The organism is Croceitalea dokdonensis DOKDO 023 (assembly GCF_001306415.1).
Taxonomy (GTDB): domain Bacteria; phylum Bacteroidota; class Bacteroidia; order Flavobacteriales; family Flavobacteriaceae; genus Croceitalea; species Croceitalea dokdonensis.
Map to the genome: position 1 here is coordinate 247,335 of NZ_LDJX01000003.1, position 22,463 is coordinate 269,797.

Here is a 22,463-nt window from a genome sequence, read left to right on the forward strand (position 1 = left end):
GGTGTCACCCTTTTTTTGGAAGAATGGGAGGCTTTTTTAATTCACACCAGAGTTGCTCTAAGCGTGACAGCAGATTTATGCTTTTTGTCCTATGGTGTTATTCGATTTTTTGAACAACTGCATAAAAGAAAGCGTGAGCACCAAGGAGGTGGCAAACCCCATAATTGCCACGGTAAAATAAACGATTCCCTTAAAATTGATATTTCTAAACCACTCTTCTGATAACTGAGGCAAGTAATTTAAATTGATTTCGGTGGTATACAGGGTAAAAAATACAGTAAATAATAAGGTTGCCATAAAGCCGGTGACTATGCCTGTTGAAAAGCCCTTTTCATAATCAAAATTTGACCCTTCGTTTCGTCGGCGGTATTTGATGGCTTCATAGATTCCAAAACCCGTTATGACGATATTGAATAAACTAAAAAAGATGTTGGTGTGGAGATTAAAAAAAGCTAGGGCCAGAAAATAAAGAATCAATGCGGCACTGGTGGCCAATCCAAATCGTATGGGTAAGTTAAATGGTTTCATATATTTTAGGATGTTTTTAAATGATTGATTTAAATGGTATTTGTTCCTGCTGTTGTCCAGAACACTTGGTTGGCAGGTTAAACTTCAAGTGCCAAGTGCGAAGAAAGTGCACATGTTCAACTAAATAGGATTAACGGGTCTTGCTATTGGCTCTTTCTGGTGCCTCAAGGTTTTCTTTGCGTTCTCCGCCTTGACCAAATAACGTATTTTCTTCATCGGTAATTCCTGAGCTAGGAGCTACATTGGCGCTTCCATCGATTGGAATATCCAAATCCTTTCCCGTAAAATCAATTTTTTCTTTCCGGGTCTGTAGAAGACGGTCATCGCCGGTATCCATGCTTAGTCCTTTTTTGGGTAAAGCATCCAAATCGTCTTTTGTGTTTTTTGGTGACGTAGTCATCTTTTCTTTTGTATTATTTTCTTTGGTTTTCATCTTATTTCTTTTTTGGGAGACTGTTTTCATCTCGTTTCTTTCTTTTATGTTTTTTGACCAGTTGATAGCCCAAATAAGCGAACTGGGCCCCAACAAATAAAATTTTATATCTTTTTGAGCGTACGAGTGCCGATGCGACACCGATGAGGGTTGTTGTCTTCATGATCTTGATTTATCTCGCCCCCATTTTTTCCTTTTGCTTGCGTAGTTGATCTTCAAGATCATTAATGGTCTCTGAGATTGCGGCAACAAACGTTTTTGCATTCGTTGAGGCAAAAAGCCTGGGACCTGGCATACTTAGACGTATGTCGCATATTTGTTCGGCATCATCGCTCCTGTTCTGTGTTTTAAAGAAAACATCAGCACGGTGCACGAAATTGAATTTGGTCTGTAGCTCTTGGAGCTTTTCTTTGGCCAATGCTTCCAATCGGTCACTGGCACTTACATCATGGTACTCAAAAATAATTTGCATTGTATTGTTTTTAGTTACTTATCTTTTGTCTTAGAATAACATCTTTTTCCATTAGCCTTAGATGATCATTTTGGGTTAAAAGATTTCCTGGCCCATTCCATGCGGTTAATGCTTCATCCCGGAGTAGTTGACGCATGCTAAAGGTTTTATAACGGTCTTCTTTGTTAGAGGCATAAAACATATCAGAATAGACAAAACCAAAATCTTTGGCATCTTGGGCAGATGCCCCGTAGAAAATTTGCTCCAAACCAGACCAGTAACAGGCGCCTAGGCACATCATGCAGGGTTCACAACTGGTGTAGAGCGTGCAACCTTTTAACTGTTTGCATTGTAAAATGTTACAGGCGGTCTGTATGGCCGATAATTCTGCATGTTGCGTGCAGTCTTGTTGTTGTTTTACCGTGTTGTGCACTTCAGTGACAATCTTACCGTTTTTTACGATGACTGCCCCAAAGGCACTTTGGTCCTTTGCTTTGCCATGTCGAGCCCATGCAATGGCACGGCGCATAAAAAAATAGTGTTGGTTGTGGTTTTCCATAGTGGTCTTCTTAATGAAACATAAAATCAAAGGTTCAGCAGTTTACGAAGTTCATTTTTAGTTGTTGAAATCCCGTATAATTTTTCTTCGGGATCCATGGCTTTCGTATCGCTGAGATTGCCAATATATACCGCATCAAATCCAATATCTTCAATCAATTGCTGAACAATGTGTTTACTTTCCCCATCTTGTGCCGCAAAGGGTATGGCAAGTCTGTCTTGGGTTCTAAAAGCCCTATCCTTTAGATGCTTGGACTGTATGGTGTTGAAGGCTTTGGCCGTTCTTGCCGTGCTAAACTTCATCGCAGTATACTCTGTAGCACAATAATTGGCATCACGAACTTTTTGTGCCATTGCTCCATCGCGCTCAGGGTATGGATTGGTAACATCCAAAATGATACTGTCAGCATATTCGCCGGCATAAAGCTCAGCGATTTTATCAATAGCCTTGAAAGGCATGGCCAACACGTATACATCCGCATTTGCTTCAAACGTTTCCGTTACAGAGCGGGCTTTTGAGTCATGGTTCGCTTCTGCAACCAAACTTCCCAATTCTTCGGGATTTCTGGAGCTGAAGATTACCTCGTGACCTACTTTTGCCCAATGCTTTCCTAAGTTACCACCTATATTTCCGCTTCCTATGATTCCAATCTTCATAACTTGTTTTTTCTTTTACGAGTATACAGCTTATGTGCTAATAGCCTTAACACTTTCCAATCGTATATTGATGCTTTTGAAAAGCCAAAAAGGTCATTAGCGGTCTAAAATAAAAATGGTTTTTAGACGGTAGTTGTTATAGGTCTAATGGAAGTGAGGAGTTTGATTATATTAGGCTTTTACCATTTGATTTTAGTCAAATCGCATTGAATTACTTCTCCTCTTTTTCCAGGCGTCCCCGGATTGTCCGCAGACTCACACAAAAGGGTAGTTCCATAATCATTCCGGCGATCGGCGGCATTGCTCCTCGCCCAAATAGTTACCAGAGCCTTTTCTTCAGGTTTGGCTTCACAGTTTCCGTCTACTTCAAACGCATGTATGGTATTGCGATGAAAGTAAACGAACGGCTGGTTATCAGCTGCTCCCGTACTCCACATCATATACTCTTGTGGTACGTTTGTATCAAATTGTATTCTTCTAAGAGACTTATCCTCATAAACGGTGTTTACAGCCGGATTGTCTTCATCAATGGCAAAGGTTTTGAATTGGTTTACACAAGCGGGTTTTCTAATGGTATGGTACATTTCTGATATGGCATGGTTGTGATATGCATAAAATGTATTTACTGCCTGAACTACCATCCCAATTTCAGCACCTACTTTTTCACCATTAATTTCATCGATTCGGAGTAATCCCCAATGTCCAAAGATTTCACCATAAGCGTAACCTCCTCTTGTTTTTTTGAAATTCCTTACATTGCGCTCACTTTCTTCAGCATACATAGGAACCCAGCCAACTGCTGACCAAAGGTTGGGTAAAGCATTCGCACTAATATCGTATGGAAAATTTGAGGGAAGCTCGATATCGTCTCCAGTGATCATTTTGTTGAAATTGTTTGCAAATGATACACCTGCTTGTCTCACCTCCGGATCTGCTACTTTTTGTTTGAAAAACTCTTCGAGAGTCATTCTATCCAGCCATTGGTCTACTATTGAATTTTCACGCGCTTTTCCACCCGGGCTATACAACCAATCCAAATCTTTTCTTGCAGCAAAGCATTTCTTGGCCTTGTCCTGATTCAATAAAACAAGATAAATGTGCTTCACCATTAGCCGCATGTCTTTTTCATCCATTACGCACAGCTTTTTATGGCCGTCAACAGTTTCGTAAATTGCCTGATCTGAGTCCACGCAGTTTCCTGTGGATGTAGTTAGTGCAATGGCATATGCTTTTAAATATTGGAGAGACTCTTCCCAGAGAATATCGACATACTTTTGCTCTTGTTTTGTATAGTTGACTTCTTTTTCGAGACAATTACAATCAAAATTTTCGATTTCAGCTTTATCTAGAAAATCAGGTATCTTGATATTTTGACCACTGACACTTGAGAAGGTGATGGTAAAGAGTATAAATAGTAATTTTTTCATTGTTTCTTTTTTATGTGATAAATAATCTAATTCTAAATATTTTAAAAAAACCATTCGATGGATATGTTCTGTCGGAACTCAAATTTATTAGGGTTTAAAGAGCCCGCTCCTGGACCGCTGGCATTTTGGGAGTCATTGAAAAACCAAGCGTTTTTTCCCCACATGAAATCAAACCAAATGTAAAGTGGACCAGCTCGTAATACCGCACCGGGATTTATGAGTTCCGAATCTGCAAAAGAAGCCTCGTCTTTATAAACCTTACTATAATCCATGTAAATATTCATATGGTCAAACAGCCACCAATCAAGATCAAAATCTCTCTTGATACTCGCATTAAGAAGATTAGCCTTGGCTGCCACGAGCCTTATATCTGAAAAATACCCTATTAAAACCAATCTATCGTCTACCCCGTCAGGATTCTCGGGCTCATAGACATATCGCGCAAGCTGAAATTTAGGGTGCCATTTTCCATAATTTCCGACATAATGCAGAGCGCCTTTCCACCTTAAACCATTTTTACTGGTTGTTCTGTTTTTAATCTGGCCTATCTCGCCTGAAAATCCTAACTCCGAGGAATTGGATGCGTCATCTTCGAATATCTTGGTTAATCTAATATTTCCTTGATTTCTCTCTTCATTTTGTTGGTCGCCCAAAATAGCCAAATCTGGCGCAAAGCGATTAAGAGCGCTAGCATCGTTGTACTCGGCATTCATGAAATAGGCAAGGTGAAAATCCCACCCATTTTTATTAAAATGATACTTGATACCTGCGTCTCGATCATCTTCTAATCCTACGTAGTAAGCCAAAGAATACCAAAAACTATTAGTAGATCCGGGTAGTGTGCCAAATGGTACTTGGGTAACACCAAGTTTAATGGTATGGTTGTTATTTAATTTTGCACCTACCCACATATGGTGTATCAAGGTTTGATAAGAAAAAAACCGTATTTGACTAGAAAAAATAAGTTTCGTAGCTCCATCAACTCCGTAGTCACCGTCCACAGACATTCTAAATTGATCAATGTAAAATCCTCTTTTATTAGAAGGGGTGTCTTGTAGGTATGGAATCGTAACTCCGCGAAGCCATACAGCCCCGCCAAAGTTTACGTTGGTTTTGGGCGTTGGTTTTATCTTAAATCCTTTTTCCTTTATACTGTCTTTTAGGTTTTCCTCTTGTCCTAAAATTGTTTTAGAGCATAGCACCAGCGATAGAAGAATAATTTGTGAAAGCTTTAGTTTAGATAAGATGTTTCTAATCTTCCGGTCCATTATTTTTTTGATTTTAATAAGTGAATTATATTCTAGGGAGCCAAAAGTCTACCTAGATTAGTTAGGATGTTGCCGGACAACTAGACCTGAATGGATGGTTTAGCCTCTAACTATTTATTGGAAGCACGAAGTTATAGGCAGTAAAGCGTGGGTATTAATTCGTTCAGTAATCTTTTTAATCGGATAGAATTGTTAAAAAGAATCGTTTGGAAAAATTAAAAATTGGAACCAGGAAACTGTAGCGAAGATTCACTTAAAGTAATAAGAATCCTATTGTTAAATTATGAACTGACCATATGAAAAGGTTGATTCAAAACAAGAATAGGTAAGAAGAGTTAAAAACCAGTACCATAAGGAATTAGGATTAATCCTTCTTTTCTAACAAAACATTCGTCTAGGGATGTTTGGAGGTACGATACGCTATCTGAAATAAACTTGAACTTTACTGATTGTTTTACCAAGCTAGGTACAGGCCGTGACCAAAAGACTAAATTCCACGACCCCCAATCCAATCATTAAGTATTTAAAGTTTTTTCTCAGCCTTACCGTATTCATTCTTGTAAATTTTTAGAATTATAAGAAATAGGCTTACAAGTAGAGGGCCAAAAATCAATCCGATAAAACCAAACAGGGGTGCGCCCACCAAGACCCCTACTAGGGTGATCAAGGGGTGCACATTTTCTAACCGTTTTAAAAAATACAGGCGAAAAAGATTGTCCGTGGCCCCAATGGCCACTGTTCCGTAGATAAGAATGCCCCAAGCTTGAAAGGTATTACCATTACTGAGGGCCAAAAGAAAAACCGGAACCGTACCCAAGGCGCTTCCGATAAACGGTATCATGGAGCCAATGGTCACCACGGCTGCCCAAAAGAACGGGTTTGGAATATCAAATATCAGAAACCCGATCAAACCCACAATTCCCTGCCCCAGTGCAACCAAGGGAATACCTAGGGCGTTGGCCTTGACCTTACCATTGGTCTCTTTGCCAATAGTCTTTAAATTTTTATCCTTTATGGGAATATACTCAAACAAAGATGCTTTGAGCTTTGAGCGATTGGTGAGCATAAAGAACAAGAGAAAATACATGACAGTAATCGATATGACCATGGTGAAGGTTCCTCCAGCAAAACTTTGAAGGTTTTCCGAAAGCCATGAGGTAATGGCACTAGTATCGATACTTGATGCCATATCGATATTAAAATAGCCCTCCACTTTTTGGAGTTGTTGTTTGGTAGCGTCAATGACCTTTTGCGAATTGTCAACGGCATATTCTATTTTACTGCCCATCATAAAACCAAGCCCTACCACCGGCACCATGATTGAAATGAAAGAAAGTATCATGAGTACGATTGCGGCCAGATTGGTGTTCCATCCTTTGGAGACCATTTTGGCCATAGGTTTTCTTAGAATCACATAAATGGTAATGGCACCAAGAACTCCGCTGAGGTAAGGTAGCATTTCATTAAATATCAGTCCGCCCATCAGTAACATAAGGAGCAGTACAAAGACCTGCCTAATAATTGTTGGACGTATATATTCCATGCTTCTTAAATGTATTGTTTAGGTGTGTCTAGAACCGCTCAATCCGCTTGTAATCATAGCCTTCTTGTTTGCTCAATTCCATGGCCACTTTGCCCAGCAAAACACCGTAAATGACCTTGGAGCTTACGTCGGCAATGGTATAGGTAATTTGTCTGGCCACTACTCCTGTCTCGTTGAAAAAAGCGCCTTCGATACCGGCAAGATGCGGCATAAGATAGGCTCCGGGATAGAGAAACCATGACACCAAGAACAACATCCAAATTGATTGCAGTGTTTTTTGGGCCGGTTGCGGAATACCCTCCTTACCCTCTTTAATGACTTTGTTCATCAGATAAAGAATGTGAAAAAAGAAAACCGTGGAGATGGCCCCCCAAACAAAGAAAGCCCAAAGGTTTGATACCTCGTAAAATTGGCCAATATATCCGGTCAGAATCATCATTGTTCCAGAGAACCAAAATTGATTTCTGATAGAGGAGAAGCTTGATTTTGTAAGGGATACCACAAACAAAATTTGGAACAGCAACATAGGCACATCTATGAGCCAGTTCAAATAACGATACCCATTATTGAACAAATCACCTTGCTCATTTAGAAAATAACGCCCGGTGGTATTATCGAACACAAAAGACTGGGTCCAGTTGTTCGCTTGGGCGTACAATAATAAAAACGCGGAAACCATGACAACACCTGAAAGAATATTAGACATACGAAATTTTGGTGCCACGGTCCGTATGGTGAGCACAAAATACAGAAGGCCCGCCAACATTACGGCATAGCCCAAAGTCAAGGTATGTGCCACCATTTGATACGCCATTTCGGTAAAACCGTCTACACTTCCTACATAATTCTCAAAATTTGCATTAATTAACTTTTTCATACCACTTTAAATTATTTCACTTGAATGTTTGATTTTAGGTCATGATGGCACTGTCCAAAAAAACCTATTTACAAAAATTTAGATGTTGGTCCATTTATTGGTTGTCCGCTCGCAATGCGTTTATCAGTTCTTGTTTGGTCATGTTTGATCTACCTTCGATACCCACTTTTTTGGCCTGTTCATAAAGTTCCTTCTTAGTGCGCTCTTCGTAAGATGAAGATTTGCCCCCTTTTTTACCGGCATTTTCCGTATTGGCAATACGTGCCGCTTTCTGTTTGCTATAGCCCTCTTCCCTTAGGGCCTCATACTGATCTTCATTTTTAATACTGGGTCTGTCCATGAAAGGAATACTAAAATTATACTACGATGAGATTGACATAAATGAGGTAAAAAGCAACCATTAACATTAGGATGCTGAACATAATAATGTTTCCGTTGGGCGGTCTTCTACGTGGTTGCTTGTTTCCCATTTGACCGCTTTTCCGTATTAGCCCTTTGCTCATAGTATATCATTTAATTGTTGTTATTGCTGTTCCGTTGGCATGATAAAGACATCATTGATATTGGCCCTTGCGGGTTGCCCCAAGGCATAGTAGATAGCTTCGGCAATATCTTCTGCCTCCAAAAAGGTCATTTTTTGCATTTCTTTAAATTGTTCTTTGATATCGTCGTCGGTGATGGTATCCATCAGTTCCGTGGAAACCGCCCCGGGTTCAATGGAGGTGACGTTAATGCCATAGTTTGGAGCCAATTCTTGACGCAATCCCTCAGAAAACATTTTTACAGCCGCTTTTGTGGCACAATAGACCGCGCCCCCGGGGAAATAATTATGCGCAGCACTAGAAGAAATGTTGATAATATGGCCACTATTTTTCTCCATCATGGTGGGCAGGACGGCAGCTACTCCATGAAGCACCCCTTTGATGTTTACATCCACCATTTTTTCCCATTCATCGGTTTTGAATTTATTGATGTAACTCAGCGGCATTAAACCGGCATTGTTGATCAATCCATCTATGGTCCCAAATTCGTTCAATGTTTGGGCAACTACTTTTTCAAAATCGTCTTTTTTGGTGACATCGGCGGTCACGACCAAAGCCTTGCCACCATTGTTCCTAATATTTTCGGCCAATTCGTTCAAGCGTTCTTCACGCCTTGCGGTAAGAACGGTTTTTGCTCCCTTTTCGGCCAGTTTTAATGCTGTTGCTTCCCCTATTCCACTGGATGCACCAGTGATGATGATTACTTTGTTCGTGATATCCATAGCTTTTCTTCCGTTAGAGGATAGGATTGTTCCCATCCATGTACAAAGTTGTGTTTGTTGCCAAAAACTACTTAATGGAATCCATTCAAAAATTAACGTAGAAGGTCTTATCTAGTTACCTTTTTTGCGATTTTGCTGGGAGGGATGCCTTCACCATAGGTTTTGGCATAGATATGGGTAAATTCGGCCCCAAAGAAAAGGATCATCGACGAATAAGAGACCCAAAGCAAAATCAAGACGATGGTGCCCGCGGCTCCGTATGTGGAGCCAGGGTCTGCTTGCGCAAAGTATAGTCCCAATAAAAACTCTCCAAAAACAAACAGGAAAGCCGTAAGAATGGCTCCTTTCCAAACCGTTTTCCAGGCGATTTTGGCATCTGGCAAATATTTGAACATCAGGGCAAAAAGAAAGGAAACAAGTCCCAAGGATAGCAAAAAGTCTAAAGCGTACGCCACATAGAGCAACAAATCTGGAAGCATTTCACTAATATAGTCGGTCAAAATGCTCAAGGCCGCGGTAATCATAAAACTAATGAGCAATAAAAAACCGATGACCAAAATAAAAGCAAAACTTAAGGCCCTATCGGTAACGATTTTCCAAATTTTCACTTTGGGTTTTGGTACTATGTTCCAAATTTCATTGATGGAGACTTTTAACTGGTAGAAAACACCTGTAGCACCAAATAATAAGGTGCCAATTCCAATAAAAGTTGAAATTGCGTTTTTATCAGAAGACCGGGTTTCCCTAATTATGGTTTCAATGGACGTGGCCGCGTCCCTTCCGAGTGCCGCCGTAAATTCATCGGTCAATTTTCCTTGAACGATTTCATAGCCCCAAATGGCACCGACCGTGTTAATGATGATGACCAATAATGCCGGTAAGGAAATGACGGCATAATACGCCACAATAGCACTTAGGCGAAAAGGGTCATCGGCCAGCCAGGCCCTAAAGGTGGTAACGATCAATTGGGGCAGGTCTTGAAACTTGAATGTTTTTGAGGGTATCACCTATAGCATGCTTTTGATGTCGTTACACCAAGTCGGATAGGTGAAAATCATTTTCTTCAATTGTTCGGTGGTCATACCGTTTTGTATGGCCATGGCAAATAGGTTTATGGTCTCTGCGGCTTCTGGGCTCAAAAGGTGGGCACCGAGAAGGCGTTTGGTCCTTTTGTTGGAGATAATTTTATAGGCGTACCCGGTAGCATTGATTCTTTTGGCATTGTACCATTTGGGAACAGATTCGTAGTTGATTACCACATTTTTATATGTTCGCTTTGCTTCTTCTTCGGAAAGCCCCACGGAGGCCAAATTGGGCAGTGTAAAGACCGCAGAGGGAACCAAGGGCTCTTCATAGTCCTTAGTATTGTCGTTAAGGATATTCTCTGCGACTATGGAAGCTTCCAATCCTGAAAGTGGTGTGAGCGGTAGGCCTTTGTTTGCTACATCGCCGCAAGCGTATACCCTAGGATTGGTGGTATTTTGAAGGAATTGGTTTACGATAACCCCCTTTTTGGAATGGGCAACCTTACCTTTTGATAAATTAAGGGCTTGGATAGCAGGAATTCGACCTGCGGTGTTACAAACCAAACGGGTTTTTAGCCTCATTTTTTTGCCATCCTGAAGGTACGAGACCTCATAGTTTTTTCGAAGTCTCTTTATTTTTTCCACTTCGGAATTAAAGATAAAGCGTATGCCCAGCGTTTCTGAGATTTCGGTCAAATGATGGGTCATGTCTGGATCAAAAGCTTTTAAGGGTCTTTGGCCATGTTCCATAACGGTTACCTTACTGCCAGCACGGGCAGCCATGTGCGCAAACTCCATTCCAATATAGCCCGCACCGATAAAGACCATTTTTTTTGGTATTTTTTTTAAACCCAAAAAGTCGTCACTTGTTTTGATAAGGTTGCTCCCTTCAAAATTCAAGGGTTTTGGCACTAGCCCAGAGGCGATTACAATAGTATTTGCGTGTATGGTCTTACCTTCCACCGAAAGGGTATTTTCGTCAATGAATTTTGGACTTTGGTGGTATAATTCAATTCCCAGATCATAAAACCTGCTTTCTGTGGCCGCAGGTACTGCCTTGGTAAAACTGTGCTTGAAGCGTTGAAGTTTTTTCCAGTCAATTGTTTGGGCGTTGATAATTCCTTTTTGCTCAAGGTTTTTGGAGAGCTCATAAGCCTCAGTGGCCGCTAAAAGCACTTTTTTTGGGTCACAACCCCTATTGGCACAGGTACCTCCAAAAATTCTATTGTCGGCAATGGCCACGGTTTTACCGTTTTTTGCACAGGTTTCTGCCACGGTTTGTCCCGCACTCCCACTGCCTATTACAAAAACATCATAATTCTTTGGTTTCATAGTCGTAAGCTACCTTCGTAGGCATTATTTTATGAATGCTATCACGATTTGTTTTGACCCAATTAGCTCTTGGGGATACCCTTAATGGGTTGGATATAAGGCTGTTTATACCAATGGTTTCCTAGCACAAGTGTGCTAGATGGTCCTTGTGATGTTTACCAAAAAAAGTCGGTCTATTAACCGACTTTTCTTTTAAATTCATGTTGGTCTCTAAGCTAATCCATATTTTCCATGGGGGTAAATTCAAATTTCTGGCCACCTACCGAAAGATCTGCCATAACGCCTGCCTTAGGTTTGGCAAATACCTTGACCCCATTACTATAACTTGTGCTCGCCTTAGCACCGCGTTTTAACATAGTGGCCGACAATTCTGCGCCAAGCTCATACTCACCATCTTTAAATATGTCCAAAGCCGCTTCATCCTCAAAAAAAATGATTTCCAGAACGGATTGGCCACCTGCTTGTAAACCAATATCTATTTTCTTTAGGTTTGCCATACCTACAGGATTTCCGTCTTCATAGACCACGCCGTTCCCCGATGCTCCCCCAATGATAAGGGCACCTTCTCCAACATTGGGGAAAATGGCGTACCCCTTGGAGTTATCAAAAAAATACGTTAGTCCATATTCAGGTTCCATGAGCATTTCTTTGGCATCGTTGGCATCTGCCATGACTTTTTGGTCTTTTTCGCTTTGTGCAAAGGTGGTTTCGGCCACGCCCATTAAGGCCAGCACCATAAATAATTTTGTAATTTTCATAATTGTATTTTTAAATGAATAGTCTTTTCGGTATTTCAATCGGCTCATTTCTTATCCGACGTTTCTTGGGCATAAAATTAGGGGAGCAAAAGCGAAGGTCTTATCGTAAAAGCATCGTGTTTTGACTCAAAAATAAATTGCCTTGAGGGGTAAGGCACAATTCTTTTTATTGGCTAAATTAATCAGACAGCCTACTAATCCTTGCAAACGGTAATAGTTTGTCTACCATAATTTTTTCCGAGGATTTCTATGAAATATATCAAGCACCACGTAAATAAAAATTACTGCCTTACGCATTAAGTGTTGACCTCAGGGGAAGAAAGGCCCAAATAATGAAAACCAATTTTCCCAATATGTTTTATTTGCAAAACTCCTTTTTGAAATTTCAATAATTCCGTACTTCTCTCTTGATTGTCCCTCCCGTAGGCTTCCAGTAAATCATCTGACAACAATAGATATTCCTCCAAAGGGACTTTGTTCTTTAATAAACGATGTGCCACTATCACATCTTCCCCCATAAGCTTGATATGGTTGCCTACCGGTACCATGCCAATTTCATTGCTGTAATGAAGTATTATTTTTAATCCTAAGATTTTTGGTATTTGATCGCCTCCTGGTTTGTTGGTTTGGGCTGTCCTCAACTTTTTGAGCTGCTTGTAAAATTCAGAATGAAAGTGTTTGCATTGGTATATTAAGTCCTGAAAATTAGGTAGTTCACCTTGTTTAAAAAAGAGGATGGAATCACCTTCAATCTCACTGACTTTCAATCCAATTTCATTGGAATAGATGATTTTGTTAAGTAATGAAGGAATGATCTTTGAGCTTAGTTCAAATTCGGCCTCGCTCATAAATTGGGTGAAACCGCTAATATCAGGAATGCAAATTAAGGTAGGATAGCCAGCCATTACTAAGGTTTTTACTGGTATTAATTTTTTGTCCACTTCTTTGTTAAAGGCTTTCCAGCGGATCATAATAGGTCAAAAAAGTATCTTTTTCTATACTGTCAGGGAAAATTGCAAAATGAGCTATGCCTTCCCACTGCGCTTTTCCGTCCATAAAAAATCTTTCTTTCTGTACTATGTGTTGTTTTTGGGCATTCATTTTCTACGTTTATTTACATGATGTCCACCGAAAATCTATTAGCCAGCAAATGACTACCTATAAGAAAAATTGCCTTTTCAATCTATCAATTTATTGCCGTGTGAATTTCTGGTTTTAGGCTGTTGCGACCTACTTTTTTTTGAAACAAATAAAAGATGTCAGCGATTTACGATAAAGGCATGGATGACCCCTGGCAACCAAGCCAGTAAGGTCAAAAGAACACTGATAAAAAAGGTGCTGCCAAGGCCATGCTGTAGCAACACGGCTAATGGGGTAATATAACGTTCAGGACAATCGTCAATAGGGACATAATACCATTTTAAAGTTATTCAAGTAAATTTCTCTGTTTTATAGTGGATATAAAGCTTGGATGCGTTATAAAATTGACCCTATCAAATATTCAAGGAATCTATTTGCGTTGAAGAATGAACGCTGGGAGGCTAATTGAAGAAAAGACAACGGTTGATTCTGATTGCGTCAAAAATAGGTTCATAACCGGCAATCCTTTTCTGATCTAAACTTTACTTTTTTGAGTAAAAGATGACCAAAATGGTGCCATGAGGAAAAAAAAGAAATACCCAACCGTGTTGGACGAAAAAGAGGAGATTGATTTAAGAAATGCCACGGATAGAACCGACGCAAAGAAATTGTCATTTCTAGTATTTGTGGCAGCCCTGTTACTTACACTATTTATTGCCCTTATAGTAGTTCTGTTTTAGAGGTCTAGATACGTTCTTGAAAACGTTACCTCTCTGCAATTGCACTGCATTTTTTTCCCTATCAAATTAGGTAATGGAATGTTGTAATAAAGATTAAAAACTGAATAAAGTTGGAATGAACATGCTAATCTTTTCGCTCATGATTTCAATGCCAGTTTAGATTTGATCTAAAATTACTTGTTCATTGCTTGTATAAATGGGTTGGCATGGCGGTTTTTATACCCGTGCCACGCAATGGCCAAAAAGAGAACTGTACCGGCCGCTAATGCTGTATTGGCAATAACTTCATAAGTATCTTGATGTCTTACATAAATGGCTGCCAAGGCCCATATCCCTACCGCGGCAAATTCACGCATATTTCTGTTCACCACCATGAAAATATTGAGCAAGGCAATAGCCAATATCATTAAAATGGTCCAGGCTTCAGGCGACAATGGATATCCTTGCCATCCAATTTTCGTTAAAAAAGTGGTGATGTTTGCTACGGCGGCCACTGCAATCCATCCACTGTAAAGACATATGGGCCACCAAACAAAAACGATAGTGGGCATGGGGGCATCCCAACGTTCCATATTGGTATTGACAATGATCTTTATTAACGAAACAAGAATTCCAAGCATGAGAACCACAGAGAGTCCTATTAAATCGTAAACAAATGCGAGCACCCAAAAACAGTTCAATGCATTGGCCAAAACGAACCAATATCCTGTTTGCTCTATAAAGACAGCGCATTCGGAACTAAAAAAAGCCCGCCTTACCTGATAAATACCATATGCTAAAAGTCCGATGAAAATAAGCCCCCATATGGCGAAGGCATAACTAGCTGGAGTAAAAAGATGGTTATAGGTATCACTCATTTCACCAATGGAGGTATCATTGAAACGCAGTGCTTGTGAAAGATAGTTGATACCAATGGCTGCCAGCGCAGTTATTAGGTTGTAGACGGCTAATTTTTTAATTCGCTTTCTATTGGTCATTGTTGGCATTAGCTTTTTTGGATTCCTGGTTTGCGTGCAGTGCGGTCTTCAGGTACTTTAAGGTAGTTTCCCCTTGTTTGATGTGCACTTTTAATCGGGATTCAATTTCAGAATTTGAAATTTGGCCCCAAACTTTTTGGTACTCTTCCAAACTCTTTTCCTCAACAGTGATTAAATACGTTAAAAGTGCGATGGTATCCTTGTTCTTTGGCGGCAAATCGGCGCACCATGATAGTTTTGGGGCGTCTGTGCGATTGGGAGTACTTTGTACATCACCGCCCATGGTATTTATTATTTGAATAAGTTCATTGGCCTGTTTTTTTCTCCTATTGGCGAAATCCTTTAATTTTAAACAAGTTTCTTCACTGTGCACCTGTTCTGAAAGCGAGCTCAACTCCTTTTTGTACACAAATGTATTGATCAAGATTTGGTTCAGTAATTCTATAGTGGATGCGGACATTGTAAAATTTTTCCCTAAGAAATTAAAAGTATTTTGTTGAGGATAGCCCAATTGCCGTATTTCTTGATGCAATCCAATATGCTCTTTATCGGCTCCAAATAAGATTTTTATCTACTGAAGTTTTTGAAAGCATCAAAAAGTTTTTTGAACGGGACATTCTGCTATTCCTGCGCTACTTAGCTTTTAGATGTCGTAAAATGATATGAAAAACAAAAGAGTATGAAAAAGACAGGAAAAAGAAGAAGTATGCTGCAATGTGGGATTTTGACCCTGTTTACGGGCATGGTGCTCTTTTCTTCCATATCGGTAGTCAATGAAAACCTCTGGAAAGGATTTACCCTAAATTTAGGGTTGGGTTTTTTTCTATTTGAAATTTCTGAACTTGTCAAGCACTACAAAATGGGTAAAGTAGGGGATGATTGAAAGGAATTGGTTACCCGTTTTTTCGTACTGCTCTGGTTATTGGCAATTGGCGAGTGCGATAACCTTGATCAAAGTCCCATTTTTTAATTTTTAAAAATAACTCCAATGAAAAAGAATAATAAATTAAAGGACTACGACTATTTTTTGCTACTAATTTTTATGGTAATTGTTATTACGGGTTATTTGATTAATAGTTAGCCTTTTACAGATACAAAAATTACCGTATTTTAAGGTTCAGCCGGTGGCATGTAATTTTTAAACCAAAAACCTTTAAAAATTGGCAGTAAACGCCCGATAACGCAATAGTGCAACAAAAATTACCCCTCCAAACGCATTTCCAAAAAGTGCTGTTAGTTGAAAAGTCAAATAGGTGTTTGTAGAAATGGCGTCGGTAAAAAATAGACCTGCAAACACTTCGATATTTCCCACAATACTATGATGTAGACCTGAAAATCCAACGATTAGAGTTATCATATAAATCACCACAATTCTACTGATGGTCTCCATTGATGAAGAAACCAACCAAGAAAGGAGTGCCATGAGCCAACCGGCCAATACCGCACTTCCAAATATTACGGGCACAGCTGCTTTGGAGACATGGGTCGCAATGGAAGCAATAGCATCTACGGTAATAATCCCCATCGCTGTACCAATGTAACCAATTATAACGGCCATGAACATTCCTCCGATTAAATTTCCAGTAATCACAATGCCCCATAGTCCCAAAAGTTCTGAGACGGAGCGTTTTTTATGTAAGACTGGCAGTGCAAGCAACGAGGTTTGCTCGGTAAACAAAATCGATTTTCCGAGAACTACGATTATAAAGCCCAACGGATAGGCAAAGGCTGCTACGAACGGGGTATAAGTTTCGTTGATTTTACCTTGAAATAAGGTGTAAATTATGCCGATAACCAGATAGCTGAAACCTAGTTCCAATCCGGCCGTAATAGCACCCAAAAAAACTTTGACCTTATGGTGTTCGTAGGTTTCGATACCTTCACAAAGTTGGTCTACCAAGATTTCTTCCTGCGACTTTTGACCATCGTGACTTTTGTTCAGGTCATTTACCCGCTCTTCTATTTTTTCTTTTTTGCTCTTTTCTTCCAACTTTTTTATGTGTTTCTGGTAACCAGCTAGCTAAATTTTTTTTGGATGTTCATCCTTTAGTTAAAATCTTCGGTTATAATTTTTTGTTTACTAACGCCAAGTTCTTGAAGATGGCTAACTACCGATTCGGTCATTTTCGGCGGTCCACAAACGTAAAAATGTTGTGAAAAATCGGAAACGGTGTCTTGCAAAATTTTTTTATCAATACGTCCATAGGGGTATTCCTTGATTTTTTCTTCCGAAAGAATATTCACATAGTTCCTGCCTAACAGCGACTCAAGTTCATCTTTGAAAAAGATATCTTTTTCAGTTTTGTTTCCGAATATCAGCGAATTGCCAACCATTTTATTTTCAAGCTCCAATGCCCTGAAAATAGAAATGAATGGCGTAATGCCTGCTCCACCTGCTAAAAAGACACCTTTGCCCTTATATGCTATAGCTCCATAAACGTCACCAATGGTGAGTTCGTCATCAACTTTTAATTTATTTAATTGTTCAGTGACGCCATCATGGGATGGGTATACCTTAATAATAAATTCCAAGCAATCCTCCATGGGCAGGTTTGTAAAAGTGAAAGGTCTCTTTTCATCGTTCCAGCCTTCTTTATACATGGCGACATCAGTAGCTTGGCCAGATTTAAAATCGTAATGAGGTGGTTTTTCCGTTTCGATTTTTAGAACGTTATAATTAATGTGTTCTATTGACTTTATTTTTACAGTTTTCCTTTCCATTTTTATTGGTATTAAATATTCGTGAACTAAGAAATGCCCTTAGGAAGCCATTCCTGTCGTACTTTTAAGTCCTAGTAGTTACTTGGAGACTTTATCCAAGGCTTTCCCGATTAGGGTATTGCCTTCTAAAATCTCAATTGTTTTATTTATTGCAGCATCATCATGTAGGGCCCTTACCAAAGTTTGGGCAACATCGTCCCTACTAATAGACCCTTGTCTGTTTAGACTTTCACTAAGGGCAATACTACCTGTCCCTTTATTGTTCGTCAAGCTGCCAGGGCGGACAATGGTGTAAGTGAGATTACTTTTCCTTAGGTACTCGTCTGCATTATGTTTTGCTTTTAAGTATTCCTGCAAGTCTTCTGCCTTTTCGGGCTTATCCGCACCCATGGAACTGAGCATTACAACCTTTTTTATTTGATGCTTTTTAGAGGCATCTACGACTTTTTTAGCGCCTTCTTGATCAACCTCAACCACCTTCTTTCCCCCAGAACCGGCAGCGAAAATGACTTTGTCCATACCTTTAGTGGCTTGCGAAACATCATTTTCGAGGTCTCCTAAAATCGCTTCAATACCATCCTTTTTAAACTGTTCCAATTGTTCCTTCTTTCTAACTAAGGCAAAGGGTTTAAAATATTGGGATGCGTTGAGAAGATGGACTATTTTTTTTCCAGTGGTACCGGTGGCACCTGCAACTAATACGTTTTCCATTTTGGTTTTTATCAAAGATGGAATTCTATGGTCAATCTACCTGCTGTAGAAAAACTTAATGTTGACCCATTCGATAGCTATAGTTTGTTTTCTTGGTCTACCCCAAGCCCCTGCAGAAGTCAGTCGGTCCCTGCTCAAAGGCCTCCCAATAGACCAGGTGCGGGCAGATTATAATGACTTGGCCATTTTTCGCGTTACCTCCTGACCTCTTGAGGCCGCGCAAAGGCACAAGCGGTGAAAATCCGATTGCTGTTTTTTATGCCTGTATAAAGAAGGTTTAAAGATTTCTTTGTTACCTCCCGTTTTTTGATACCGTCACAGGCCTAATAAATGTAAAACCACACCCATTTGTATTGATGCGTTTGAAGCCCAGACGTTGCATTGAGCTTAGCCGAAATGAGGGTGAGCATTGGTGCAGAAAGCCTTATCGTTTACGGTAGGTTTTTTTGTGTCCGGCGTTTCTAGGCACCAAAGACCATAGCATAATATTTCTTACAATTTAATTGGGGGAAGGTTTCTCGTAAGAGCTTTTCTAAGATAGGATGTTTGGATAAGACTTCCTTACTGAAAAGCGTAATTTTCAAAAAATATATATAGAAGTCTTGTCAACCTCCGGTAGTAGGTAAGATTTTCCGATCCAATTCCTCTTATGCGGACACACCATGCTGGTCCACAACTGTCGTCCTTCCGCTACCCGTTGCCCAACCTTTTCGGTAGGCTCAGCAGAAGAAGCCGCGTTAAATGCCCCTTGACCTTTCCTTACCCTCGCCACGAAAATTAATTCCCATAAAATCTAAGGTATCGAATCTAGGTATTTTGACAATGGATTTTGTTTCACCTTGTTTTTGGTATTGCCTAGGGTTTTAATGTTCGGGACTGTCCTGTGATGGTATAATCCTAAGGGTAGATGTAAGGTAGTGTGTTAATTGTCATGTAATTATATATACTTTATTGGAATGATGGACAATATCCAATTCGGACAATCCAAATGAGCCTTCCTAATCCTTCAATTAAGTCCAATCGGCAGGAATCTAAAAAAATACTAACTTAGAGTTCTATTGATTCAAATATGAAAATTACTTTTAGAACAAAGGAAGAAGCTAATAGGGAACAGGAAAGGAGTATCTAGCACTATCGGGAAGTGAGCGTTTCTATAGGTTTTTGGAGTTCATACAACATAGTAAGAAGCTGCCCTCCAAAGTCAAAAAAACCAACGACAAAGGTTTCAAGGTCATCATCAAAACAAACGATTGATGCAACAATGGAAAAAGGACGTTGACTAATTTCTAGAATTGACCAGTAAACACGGTGTACGCATGTTGATGGTGGGAGGGGCGGCCGTCAATTTCCATGGGTACCAAAGACATTCTGCCAATGTCGATTTTTGGTTGGAAACCACTCATGAAAATTTGGAAAAGTTGGGACGGGTCTTTAAGGACATGAGCTTTGATTTTAATGACTTTCCGCAAGAAGTTCAAGAACAGAAACAGAATATTTCCCTAAAATTTTCTCCAGCGGATTTGGATGTAGAGCTAATTACAAAATTCAATGTAGGCCGACCTTTTGACCAAGCTTACGAAGCATCTGAACAGGTTAAAATTGGTGCGAATAAAATTGCCAAGCTTCGTGTATTGACTTTGGATGATTTGATCAGTAGTAAAACCAAGTCAAATAGAACCAAGGATTTGTTGGATATTAAAGGATAAAAACACCTTAAATGATAAGTTACTTTACATAGATTGCAAAAAGTCACGATACCATTTTCCAGAAGTTTTCGGTATCCTTTGTTGGGTAGAAAAATCAGTATATACTAATCCAAATCTAGGATAGTACCCTTCCGCCCATTCAAAATTATCGGTAAAGGTCCATGCAAAATAGCCCGAGACCTTAAGGTTGTTGCTTTTTGCCCTATGTACTTCCTTCAGACAGCGCTGAAGGTAATCCATTCTTTTTGGGTCATCAACTTTACCCCCAATTATAGTGTCCTTAAAGGCAGCGCCGTTCTCGGTGATCATTAGTTTTTTAATCCCTTTGTACTCGTTGAACTTGGTTATCATTTTATATACACTGGGCGGGTAGACCTCCCAGTCCATCAAAGTGGTCTCCACCTTACGCTTAGTGGCCTTTACGATTTTGGCCCTTAAATAAGGGACGGTAAAACTGTGTTTGACAACTTCACGTGTGTAATTCTGAATGCCGATAAAGTCAAAGTCGAAAATGATGTTTTTTTCGTCTTCGGGTCGCTTGTATTTTTCAATTTGCCGCAGTATTCCTATTTTTTCTGATGGATAACCCATTCCCAAGCTAGGTTCCACAAAAAGCCTATTGAGCAGGGCATCTGCTTTTTTTGCCGCAACAATGTCGCGGTTTTTATTGGTATGGGGCGTGATATACGAGCATGAAAAGGTGGTTCCGATTGTGGCGTCTCCAATTTCTGACCGTAATACCCTTCCGCCGGCAGCCTGGCAAAGTGTGGCGTGGTGTACCGCGGGGAGAAAGTTTTTCAACCCTTTTCTCCCGGGTGCGTGGACTCCTAAAAAGTAGCCCGCTCCTGTAAATACCATGGGTTCATTCAAGACTATCCAATGTTTGACACGGTCACCAAATAGGGTTGCGCAGATTTTGACGTAAGCTTTAAACCAACCTAAGATGTCCCTGTTGGTCCAACCTCCTTTGTCTTCAAGTGCTTGTGGAAGATCCCAATGGTAGAGCGTAACCCAAGGGGTTATGTTACATTCAAGGCAAAAATTGATGACACGGTTGTAAAAGTCTATTCCATCTTGACTTATTTGACCTTTTCCTTTGGGAAGAATTCTGGACCAGGACAATGAAAACCTAAAATTCTGAATGTTCAACTCTTTCAAAAGTAAAATGTCCTTTTTATAGCGATGGTAAAAATCACAGGCAATCTGGCCATGCTGCCCTTGAAAGATAGCTCCCTTTTGAGCCGTAAAGGTATCCCAGATAGATGCTCCTTTATCGGCAATGTCATATGCGCCCTCTATTTGATAAGCCGAAGTTGATACACCCCATACAAAATCGGTCCCAAAATCTTTCCGACAAAGGTCAAAATCCAATGGAGCCAAAGGTTTTTGCATTAAAAATGGGGAATTGGCTTGGCAAAAGGCACTTCTTGAAGTATGCGATCAACAATGGTTTCAGTGATATCAGGATAGTGTACCTCTAGTTTGCGGTCGCTTTCTACCCAGTCCCTAATGGTATCCAGTTGTTTTTTCTTAAGTGATTTAAGTGTAGTTACCCCCATTTGTTTTAAGGCAGCGGCATTGCATTGTTGTTCATATTGGCCTTTCATGGGTATGACCAAAAGTTTTTTACCCATGTGCAAGGCTTCTGCAGGCGTTTCAAAACCAGCCCCACATAAAATACCGTTGCTGCTTGCCATACTTTTGATAAAGGCCTCGTTGTTTATCTTACGGATTGAAATGTTATTCCATTGGAAATTAGAAGTTGTATTTTTTGAAAAGACCTCCCATTCCACATGCTTTATCTCCTTTAGCAGCTTAAGAATCTTTTCATCACTATAAGCAGGTAAGTAAACCGTGTAGTGAAACCCCTTGGAGCGGGTAGTTTTTCTAATTTCTTGGCGAATTATCGGGGTGTATATAGTGTCTTCGTACGCTTTAAAATGAAGCCCAAATCGTTCCGTGCCCGGGGCGTACTTTTGAAGGATGAACCTTCCCAATGGGTCATTCTTCTTTGGTTTGGGCGCGTATTTGGATAATACTGCCGTTTGGTGGCTAAAGCTGACACAGGGTTTATCGTTAAGTTTACAAGCCCATGCAGACACCGGTTCAAAATCGTTAATGATCAAGTCGTAATTAGTAACGGGAATACTCCTGATTTCCTTTTGAAGTCTGGCAGAATTGGTCCTCAGATACGTCTTCCAAACATCTACCCCGCCCTTTTTTCCAAAAATAAAGCTCCATCCTTGGAGTCTGTACCTTATTGGATGCGGAATTTGAATATCTGCCTGTGTTCCACTTACCAAAATATCCAGTTCTATGGCATGTTTCCGTAATACGGGAATAATGTCCCTGGCCCGGCTCAAATGCCCGTTGCCAGTGCCCTGTATTGCGTATAGTACTTTCATCT

28 protein-coding genes and 1 pseudogene are annotated in these 22,463 nt (G+C 40.0%); 3 read left to right on the forward strand and 26 right to left on the reverse strand.

Going from position 1 to position 22,463, the window contains the following annotated elements; genetic code table 11:
* Positions 1–75: 75 nt before the first annotated feature.
* From I595_RS08175 to I595_RS17115, 19 genes and pseudogenes are all read right to left on the reverse strand, one after another.
* Complete coding sequence (locus I595_RS08175) at positions 76–528, reverse strand: DUF4199 domain-containing protein (protein ID WP_054558940.1); 453 nt, start codon at positions 526–528, stop codon at positions 76–78.
* 130 nt (positions 529–658) lie between these two features.
* Complete coding sequence (locus I595_RS08180) at positions 659–961, reverse strand: hypothetical protein (protein ID WP_245628251.1); 303 nt, start codon at positions 959–961, stop codon at positions 659–661.
* 1 nt (position 962) lies between these two features.
* Complete coding sequence (locus I595_RS17535; protein WP_172675927.1) at positions 963–1,124, reverse strand: hypothetical protein; 162 nt, start codon at positions 1,122–1,124, stop codon at positions 963–965.
* 9 nt (positions 1,125–1,133) lie between these two features.
* Positions 1,134–1,433 (reverse strand): ribosome hibernation-promoting factor, HPF/YfiA family, encoded by a 300-nt coding sequence (hpf, locus tag I595_RS08185; protein WP_054558941.1) that lies wholly within the window; start codon positions 1,431–1,433, stop codon positions 1,134–1,136.
* A 10-nt stretch (positions 1,434–1,443) separates the two neighbouring features.
* Positions 1,444–1,971: a nucleoside deaminase gene (locus I595_RS08190; protein WP_083467545.1), complete on the reverse strand. Its 528-nt coding sequence runs from the start codon at positions 1,969–1,971 to the stop codon at positions 1,444–1,446.
* Between the two features lie 26 nt (positions 1,972–1,997).
* On the reverse strand, positions 1,998–2,627 hold the full coding sequence (locus tag I595_RS08195) for an NADPH-dependent F420 reductase (protein WP_054558942.1): 630 nt from the start codon (positions 2,625–2,627) through the stop codon (positions 1,998–2,000).
* Between the two features lie 179 nt (positions 2,628–2,806).
* Positions 2,807–4,054, reverse strand: coding sequence for a dimethylsulfoniopropionate lyase DddY (gene dddY, locus I595_RS08200; protein WP_054559111.1), 1,248 nt, complete (start codon positions 4,052–4,054; stop codon positions 2,807–2,809).
* A 41-nt stretch (positions 4,055–4,095) separates the two neighbouring features.
* Positions 4,096–5,322 (reverse strand): hypothetical protein, encoded by a 1,227-nt coding sequence (locus I595_RS08205; protein WP_054558943.1) that lies wholly within the window; start codon positions 5,320–5,322, stop codon positions 4,096–4,098.
* Between the two features lie 523 nt (positions 5,323–5,845).
* Positions 5,846–6,865: an AI-2E family transporter gene (locus I595_RS08210; protein ID WP_054558944.1), complete on the reverse strand. Its 1,020-nt coding sequence runs from the start codon at positions 6,863–6,865 to the stop codon at positions 5,846–5,848.
* Between the two features lie 28 nt (positions 6,866–6,893).
* Positions 6,894–7,742, reverse strand: coding sequence for a bacteriorhodopsin (locus tag I595_RS08215; protein ID WP_054558945.1), 849 nt, complete (start codon positions 7,740–7,742; stop codon positions 6,894–6,896).
* 94 nt (positions 7,743–7,836) lie between these two features.
* Positions 7,837–8,082, reverse strand: a complete 246-nt coding sequence (locus I595_RS08220) for a DUF7218 family protein (protein WP_054558946.1) — start codon at positions 8,080–8,082, stop codon at positions 7,837–7,839.
* A 16-nt stretch (positions 8,083–8,098) separates the two neighbouring features.
* Positions 8,099–8,245, reverse strand: coding sequence for a hypothetical protein (locus tag I595_RS17540; protein ID WP_172675928.1), 147 nt, complete (start codon positions 8,243–8,245; stop codon positions 8,099–8,101).
* A gap of 20 nt (positions 8,246–8,265) precedes the next feature.
* Entirely contained in the window at positions 8,266–9,006 is a 741-nt protein-coding gene (locus I595_RS08225; RefSeq protein WP_054559112.1) for an SDR family oxidoreductase, read from the reverse strand.
* Positions 9,007–9,113: 107 nt separating this feature from the next.
* Positions 9,114–10,013, reverse strand: a complete 900-nt coding sequence (locus I595_RS08230; RefSeq protein ID WP_054558947.1) for a YihY/virulence factor BrkB family protein — start codon at positions 10,011–10,013, stop codon at positions 9,114–9,116.
* Positions 10,014–11,363, reverse strand: a complete 1,350-nt coding sequence (locus tag I595_RS08235; RefSeq protein ID WP_054558948.1) for a dihydrolipoyl dehydrogenase family protein — start codon at positions 11,361–11,363, stop codon at positions 10,014–10,016. It abuts the gene before it with no gap.
* Positions 11,364–11,578: 215 nt separating this feature from the next.
* The gene (locus tag I595_RS08240; RefSeq protein WP_054559113.1) at positions 11,579–12,121 is read right to left on the reverse strand and encodes a lipid-binding SYLF domain-containing protein; all 543 of its coding nucleotides are present in this window, start codon (positions 12,119–12,121) and stop codon (positions 11,579–11,581) included.
* Positions 12,122–12,417: 296 nt separating this feature from the next.
* On the reverse strand, positions 12,418–13,026 hold the full coding sequence (locus I595_RS08245; RefSeq protein WP_054559114.1) for a DUF2652 domain-containing protein: 609 nt from the start codon (positions 13,024–13,026) through the stop codon (positions 12,418–12,420).
* 43 nt (positions 13,027–13,069) lie between these two features.
* Positions 13,070–13,222 carry a hypothetical protein gene (locus tag I595_RS17370; RefSeq protein ID WP_157449695.1) on the reverse strand — a complete coding sequence of 51 codons (153 nt, stop codon included), beginning with the start codon at positions 13,220–13,222 and terminating at the stop codon, positions 13,070–13,072.
* Between the two features lie 158 nt (positions 13,223–13,380).
* A pseudogene (locus tag I595_RS17115) lies at positions 13,381–13,532 on the reverse strand (YqaE/Pmp3 family membrane protein).
* Between the two features lie 247 nt (positions 13,533–13,779).
* Here I595_RS17115 and I595_RS17375 point away from each other — a divergent pair.
* Positions 13,780–13,941, forward strand: coding sequence for a hypothetical protein (locus tag I595_RS17375; protein ID WP_157449696.1), 162 nt, complete (start codon positions 13,780–13,782; stop codon positions 13,939–13,941).
* 173 nt (positions 13,942–14,114) lie between these two features.
* On the opposite strand, the gene I595_RS08250 is transcribed toward I595_RS17375, so the two are convergent.
* Together I595_RS08250 and I595_RS08255 are read right to left on the reverse strand one after the other, a co-directional pair.
* The gene (locus I595_RS08250; protein WP_054558949.1) at positions 14,115–14,918 is read right to left on the reverse strand and encodes a hypothetical protein; all 804 of its coding nucleotides are present in this window, start codon (positions 14,916–14,918) and stop codon (positions 14,115–14,117) included.
* Positions 14,908–15,378 carry a hypothetical protein gene (locus tag I595_RS08255; protein WP_054558950.1) on the reverse strand — a complete coding sequence of 157 codons (471 nt, stop codon included), beginning with the start codon at positions 15,376–15,378 and terminating at the stop codon, positions 14,908–14,910. The genes I595_RS08250 and I595_RS08255 overlap by 11 nt, the downstream gene beginning before the upstream one ends.
* 219 nt (positions 15,379–15,597) lie before the next feature.
* Here I595_RS08255 and I595_RS08260 point away from each other — a divergent pair, with 219 nt between their 5' ends.
* Positions 15,598–15,801 carry a hypothetical protein gene (locus I595_RS08260; RefSeq protein WP_054558951.1) on the forward strand — a complete coding sequence of 68 codons (204 nt, stop codon included), beginning with the start codon at positions 15,598–15,600 and terminating at the stop codon, positions 15,799–15,801.
* Between the two features lie 270 nt (positions 15,802–16,071).
* Here I595_RS08260 and I595_RS08265 read toward each other — a convergent pair whose 3' ends face one another.
* The 3 genes from I595_RS08265 to I595_RS08275 all read right to left on the reverse strand — a co-directional run bounded on the left by I595_RS08265 (position 16,072) and on the right by I595_RS08275 (position 18,350).
* Positions 16,072–16,908 carry a formate/nitrite transporter family protein gene (locus I595_RS08265; RefSeq protein ID WP_054558952.1) on the reverse strand — a complete coding sequence of 279 codons (837 nt, stop codon included), beginning with the start codon at positions 16,906–16,908 and terminating at the stop codon, positions 16,072–16,074.
* Between the two features lie 56 nt (positions 16,909–16,964).
* Positions 16,965–17,639, reverse strand: coding sequence for a ferredoxin reductase domain-containing protein (locus I595_RS08270; RefSeq protein ID WP_054558953.1), 675 nt, complete (start codon positions 17,637–17,639; stop codon positions 16,965–16,967).
* Between the two features lie 78 nt (positions 17,640–17,717).
* On the reverse strand, positions 17,718–18,350 hold the full coding sequence (locus tag I595_RS08275) for an SDR family oxidoreductase (RefSeq protein WP_054558954.1): 633 nt from the start codon (positions 18,348–18,350) through the stop codon (positions 17,718–17,720).
* Between the two features lie 1,292 nt (positions 18,351–19,642).
* On the opposite strand from I595_RS08275, the gene I595_RS08285 reads away from it, so the two are divergent.
* Positions 19,643–20,056: a hypothetical protein gene (locus tag I595_RS08285; RefSeq protein WP_245628252.1), complete on the forward strand. Its 414-nt coding sequence runs from the start codon at positions 19,643–19,645 to the stop codon at positions 20,054–20,056.
* Between the two features lie 24 nt (positions 20,057–20,080).
* On the opposite strand, the gene I595_RS08290 is transcribed toward I595_RS08285, so the two are convergent.
* A complete protein-coding gene (locus tag I595_RS08290; RefSeq protein ID WP_054558956.1) occupies positions 20,081–21,448 on the reverse strand; it encodes a GH1 family beta-glucosidase in 1,368 nt (455 codons plus the stop codon).
* Positions 21,448–22,461, reverse strand: coding sequence for a glycosyltransferase family protein (locus I595_RS08295; RefSeq protein ID WP_054558957.1), 1,014 nt, complete (start codon positions 22,459–22,461; stop codon positions 21,448–21,450). The genes I595_RS08290 and I595_RS08295 overlap by 1 nt, the downstream gene beginning before the upstream one ends.
* Positions 22,462–22,463 lie beyond the last annotated feature (2 nt).

What these genes read in the sequence shown, in the direction of transcription:
- I595_RS08175 (WP_054558940.1), bottom strand. Translation starts at nt 528, where the DNA reads ATGAAACCATTTAACTTACCCATACGATTTGGATTGGCCACCAGTGCC.
- I595_RS08180 (WP_245628251.1), bottom strand. Translation starts at nt 961, where the DNA reads ATGAAAACCAAAGAAAATAATACAAAAGAAAAGATGACTACGTCACCA.
- I595_RS17535 (WP_172675927.1), bottom strand. Translation starts at nt 1,124, where the DNA reads ATGAAGACAACAACCCTCATCGGTGTCGCATCGGCACTCGTACGCTCA.
- hpf (WP_054558941.1), bottom strand. Translation starts at nt 1,433, where the DNA reads ATGCAAATTATTTTTGAGTACCATGATGTAAGTGCCAGTGACCGATTG.
- I595_RS08190 (WP_083467545.1), bottom strand. Translation starts at nt 1,971, where the DNA reads ATGGAAAACCACAACCAACACTATTTTTTTATGCGCCGTGCCATTGCA.
- I595_RS08195 (WP_054558942.1), bottom strand. Translation starts at nt 2,627, where the DNA reads ATGAAGATTGGAATCATAGGAAGCGGAAATATAGGTGGTAACTTAGGA.
- dddY (WP_054559111.1), bottom strand. Translation starts at nt 4,054, where the DNA reads ATGAAAAAATTACTATTTATACTCTTTACCATCACCTTCTCAAGTGTC.
- I595_RS08205 (WP_054558943.1), bottom strand. Translation starts at nt 5,322, where the DNA reads ATGGACCGGAAGATTAGAAACATCTTATCTAAACTAAAGCTTTCACAA.
- I595_RS08210 (WP_054558944.1), bottom strand. Translation starts at nt 6,865, where the DNA reads ATGGAATATATACGTCCAACAATTATTAGGCAGGTCTTTGTACTGCTC.
- I595_RS08215 (WP_054558945.1), bottom strand. Translation starts at nt 7,742, where the DNA reads ATGAAAAAGTTAATTAATGCAAATTTTGAGAATTATGTAGGAAGTGTA.
- I595_RS08220 (WP_054558946.1), bottom strand. Translation starts at nt 8,082, where the DNA reads ATGGACAGACCCAGTATTAAAAATGAAGATCAGTATGAGGCCCTAAGG.
- I595_RS17540 (WP_172675928.1), bottom strand. Translation starts at nt 8,245, where the DNA reads ATGAGCAAAGGGCTAATACGGAAAAGCGGTCAAATGGGAAACAAGCAA.
- I595_RS08225 (WP_054559112.1), bottom strand. Translation starts at nt 9,006, where the DNA reads ATGGATATCACGAACAAAGTAATCATCATCACTGGTGCATCCAGTGGA.
- I595_RS08235 (WP_054558948.1), bottom strand. Translation starts at nt 11,363, where the DNA reads ATGAAACCAAAGAATTATGATGTTTTTGTAATAGGCAGTGGGAGTGCG.
- I595_RS08240 (WP_054559113.1), bottom strand. Translation starts at nt 12,121, where the DNA reads ATGAAAATTACAAAATTATTTATGGTGCTGGCCTTAATGGGCGTGGCC.
- I595_RS08245 (WP_054559114.1), bottom strand. Translation starts at nt 13,026, where the DNA reads ATGGCTGGCTATCCTACCTTAATTTGCATTCCTGATATTAGCGGTTTC.
- I595_RS17370 (WP_157449695.1), bottom strand. Translation starts at nt 13,222, where the DNA reads ATGAATGCCCAAAAACAACACATAGTACAGAAAGAAAGATTTTTTATG.
- I595_RS17375 (WP_157449696.1), top strand. Translation starts at nt 13,780, where the DNA reads ATGAGGAAAAAAAAGAAATACCCAACCGTGTTGGACGAAAAAGAGGAG.
- I595_RS08250 (WP_054558949.1), bottom strand. Translation starts at nt 14,918, where the DNA reads ATGACCAATAGAAAGCGAATTAAAAAATTAGCCGTCTACAACCTAATA.
- I595_RS08255 (WP_054558950.1), bottom strand. Translation starts at nt 15,378, where the DNA reads ATGTCCGCATCCACTATAGAATTACTGAACCAAATCTTGATCAATACA.
- I595_RS08260 (WP_054558951.1), top strand. Translation starts at nt 15,598, where the DNA reads ATGAAAAAGACAGGAAAAAGAAGAAGTATGCTGCAATGTGGGATTTTG.
- I595_RS08270 (WP_054558953.1), bottom strand. Translation starts at nt 17,639, where the DNA reads ATGGAAAGGAAAACTGTAAAAATAAAGTCAATAGAACACATTAATTAT.
- I595_RS08275 (WP_054558954.1), bottom strand. Translation starts at nt 18,350, where the DNA reads ATGGAAAACGTATTAGTTGCAGGTGCCACCGGTACCACTGGAAAAAAA.
- I595_RS08290 (WP_054558956.1), bottom strand. Translation starts at nt 21,448, where the DNA reads ATGCAAAAACCTTTGGCTCCATTGGATTTTGACCTTTGTCGGAAAGAT.
- I595_RS08295 (WP_054558957.1), bottom strand. Translation starts at nt 22,461, where the DNA reads ATGAAAGTACTATACGCAATACAGGGCACTGGCAACGGGCATTTGAGC.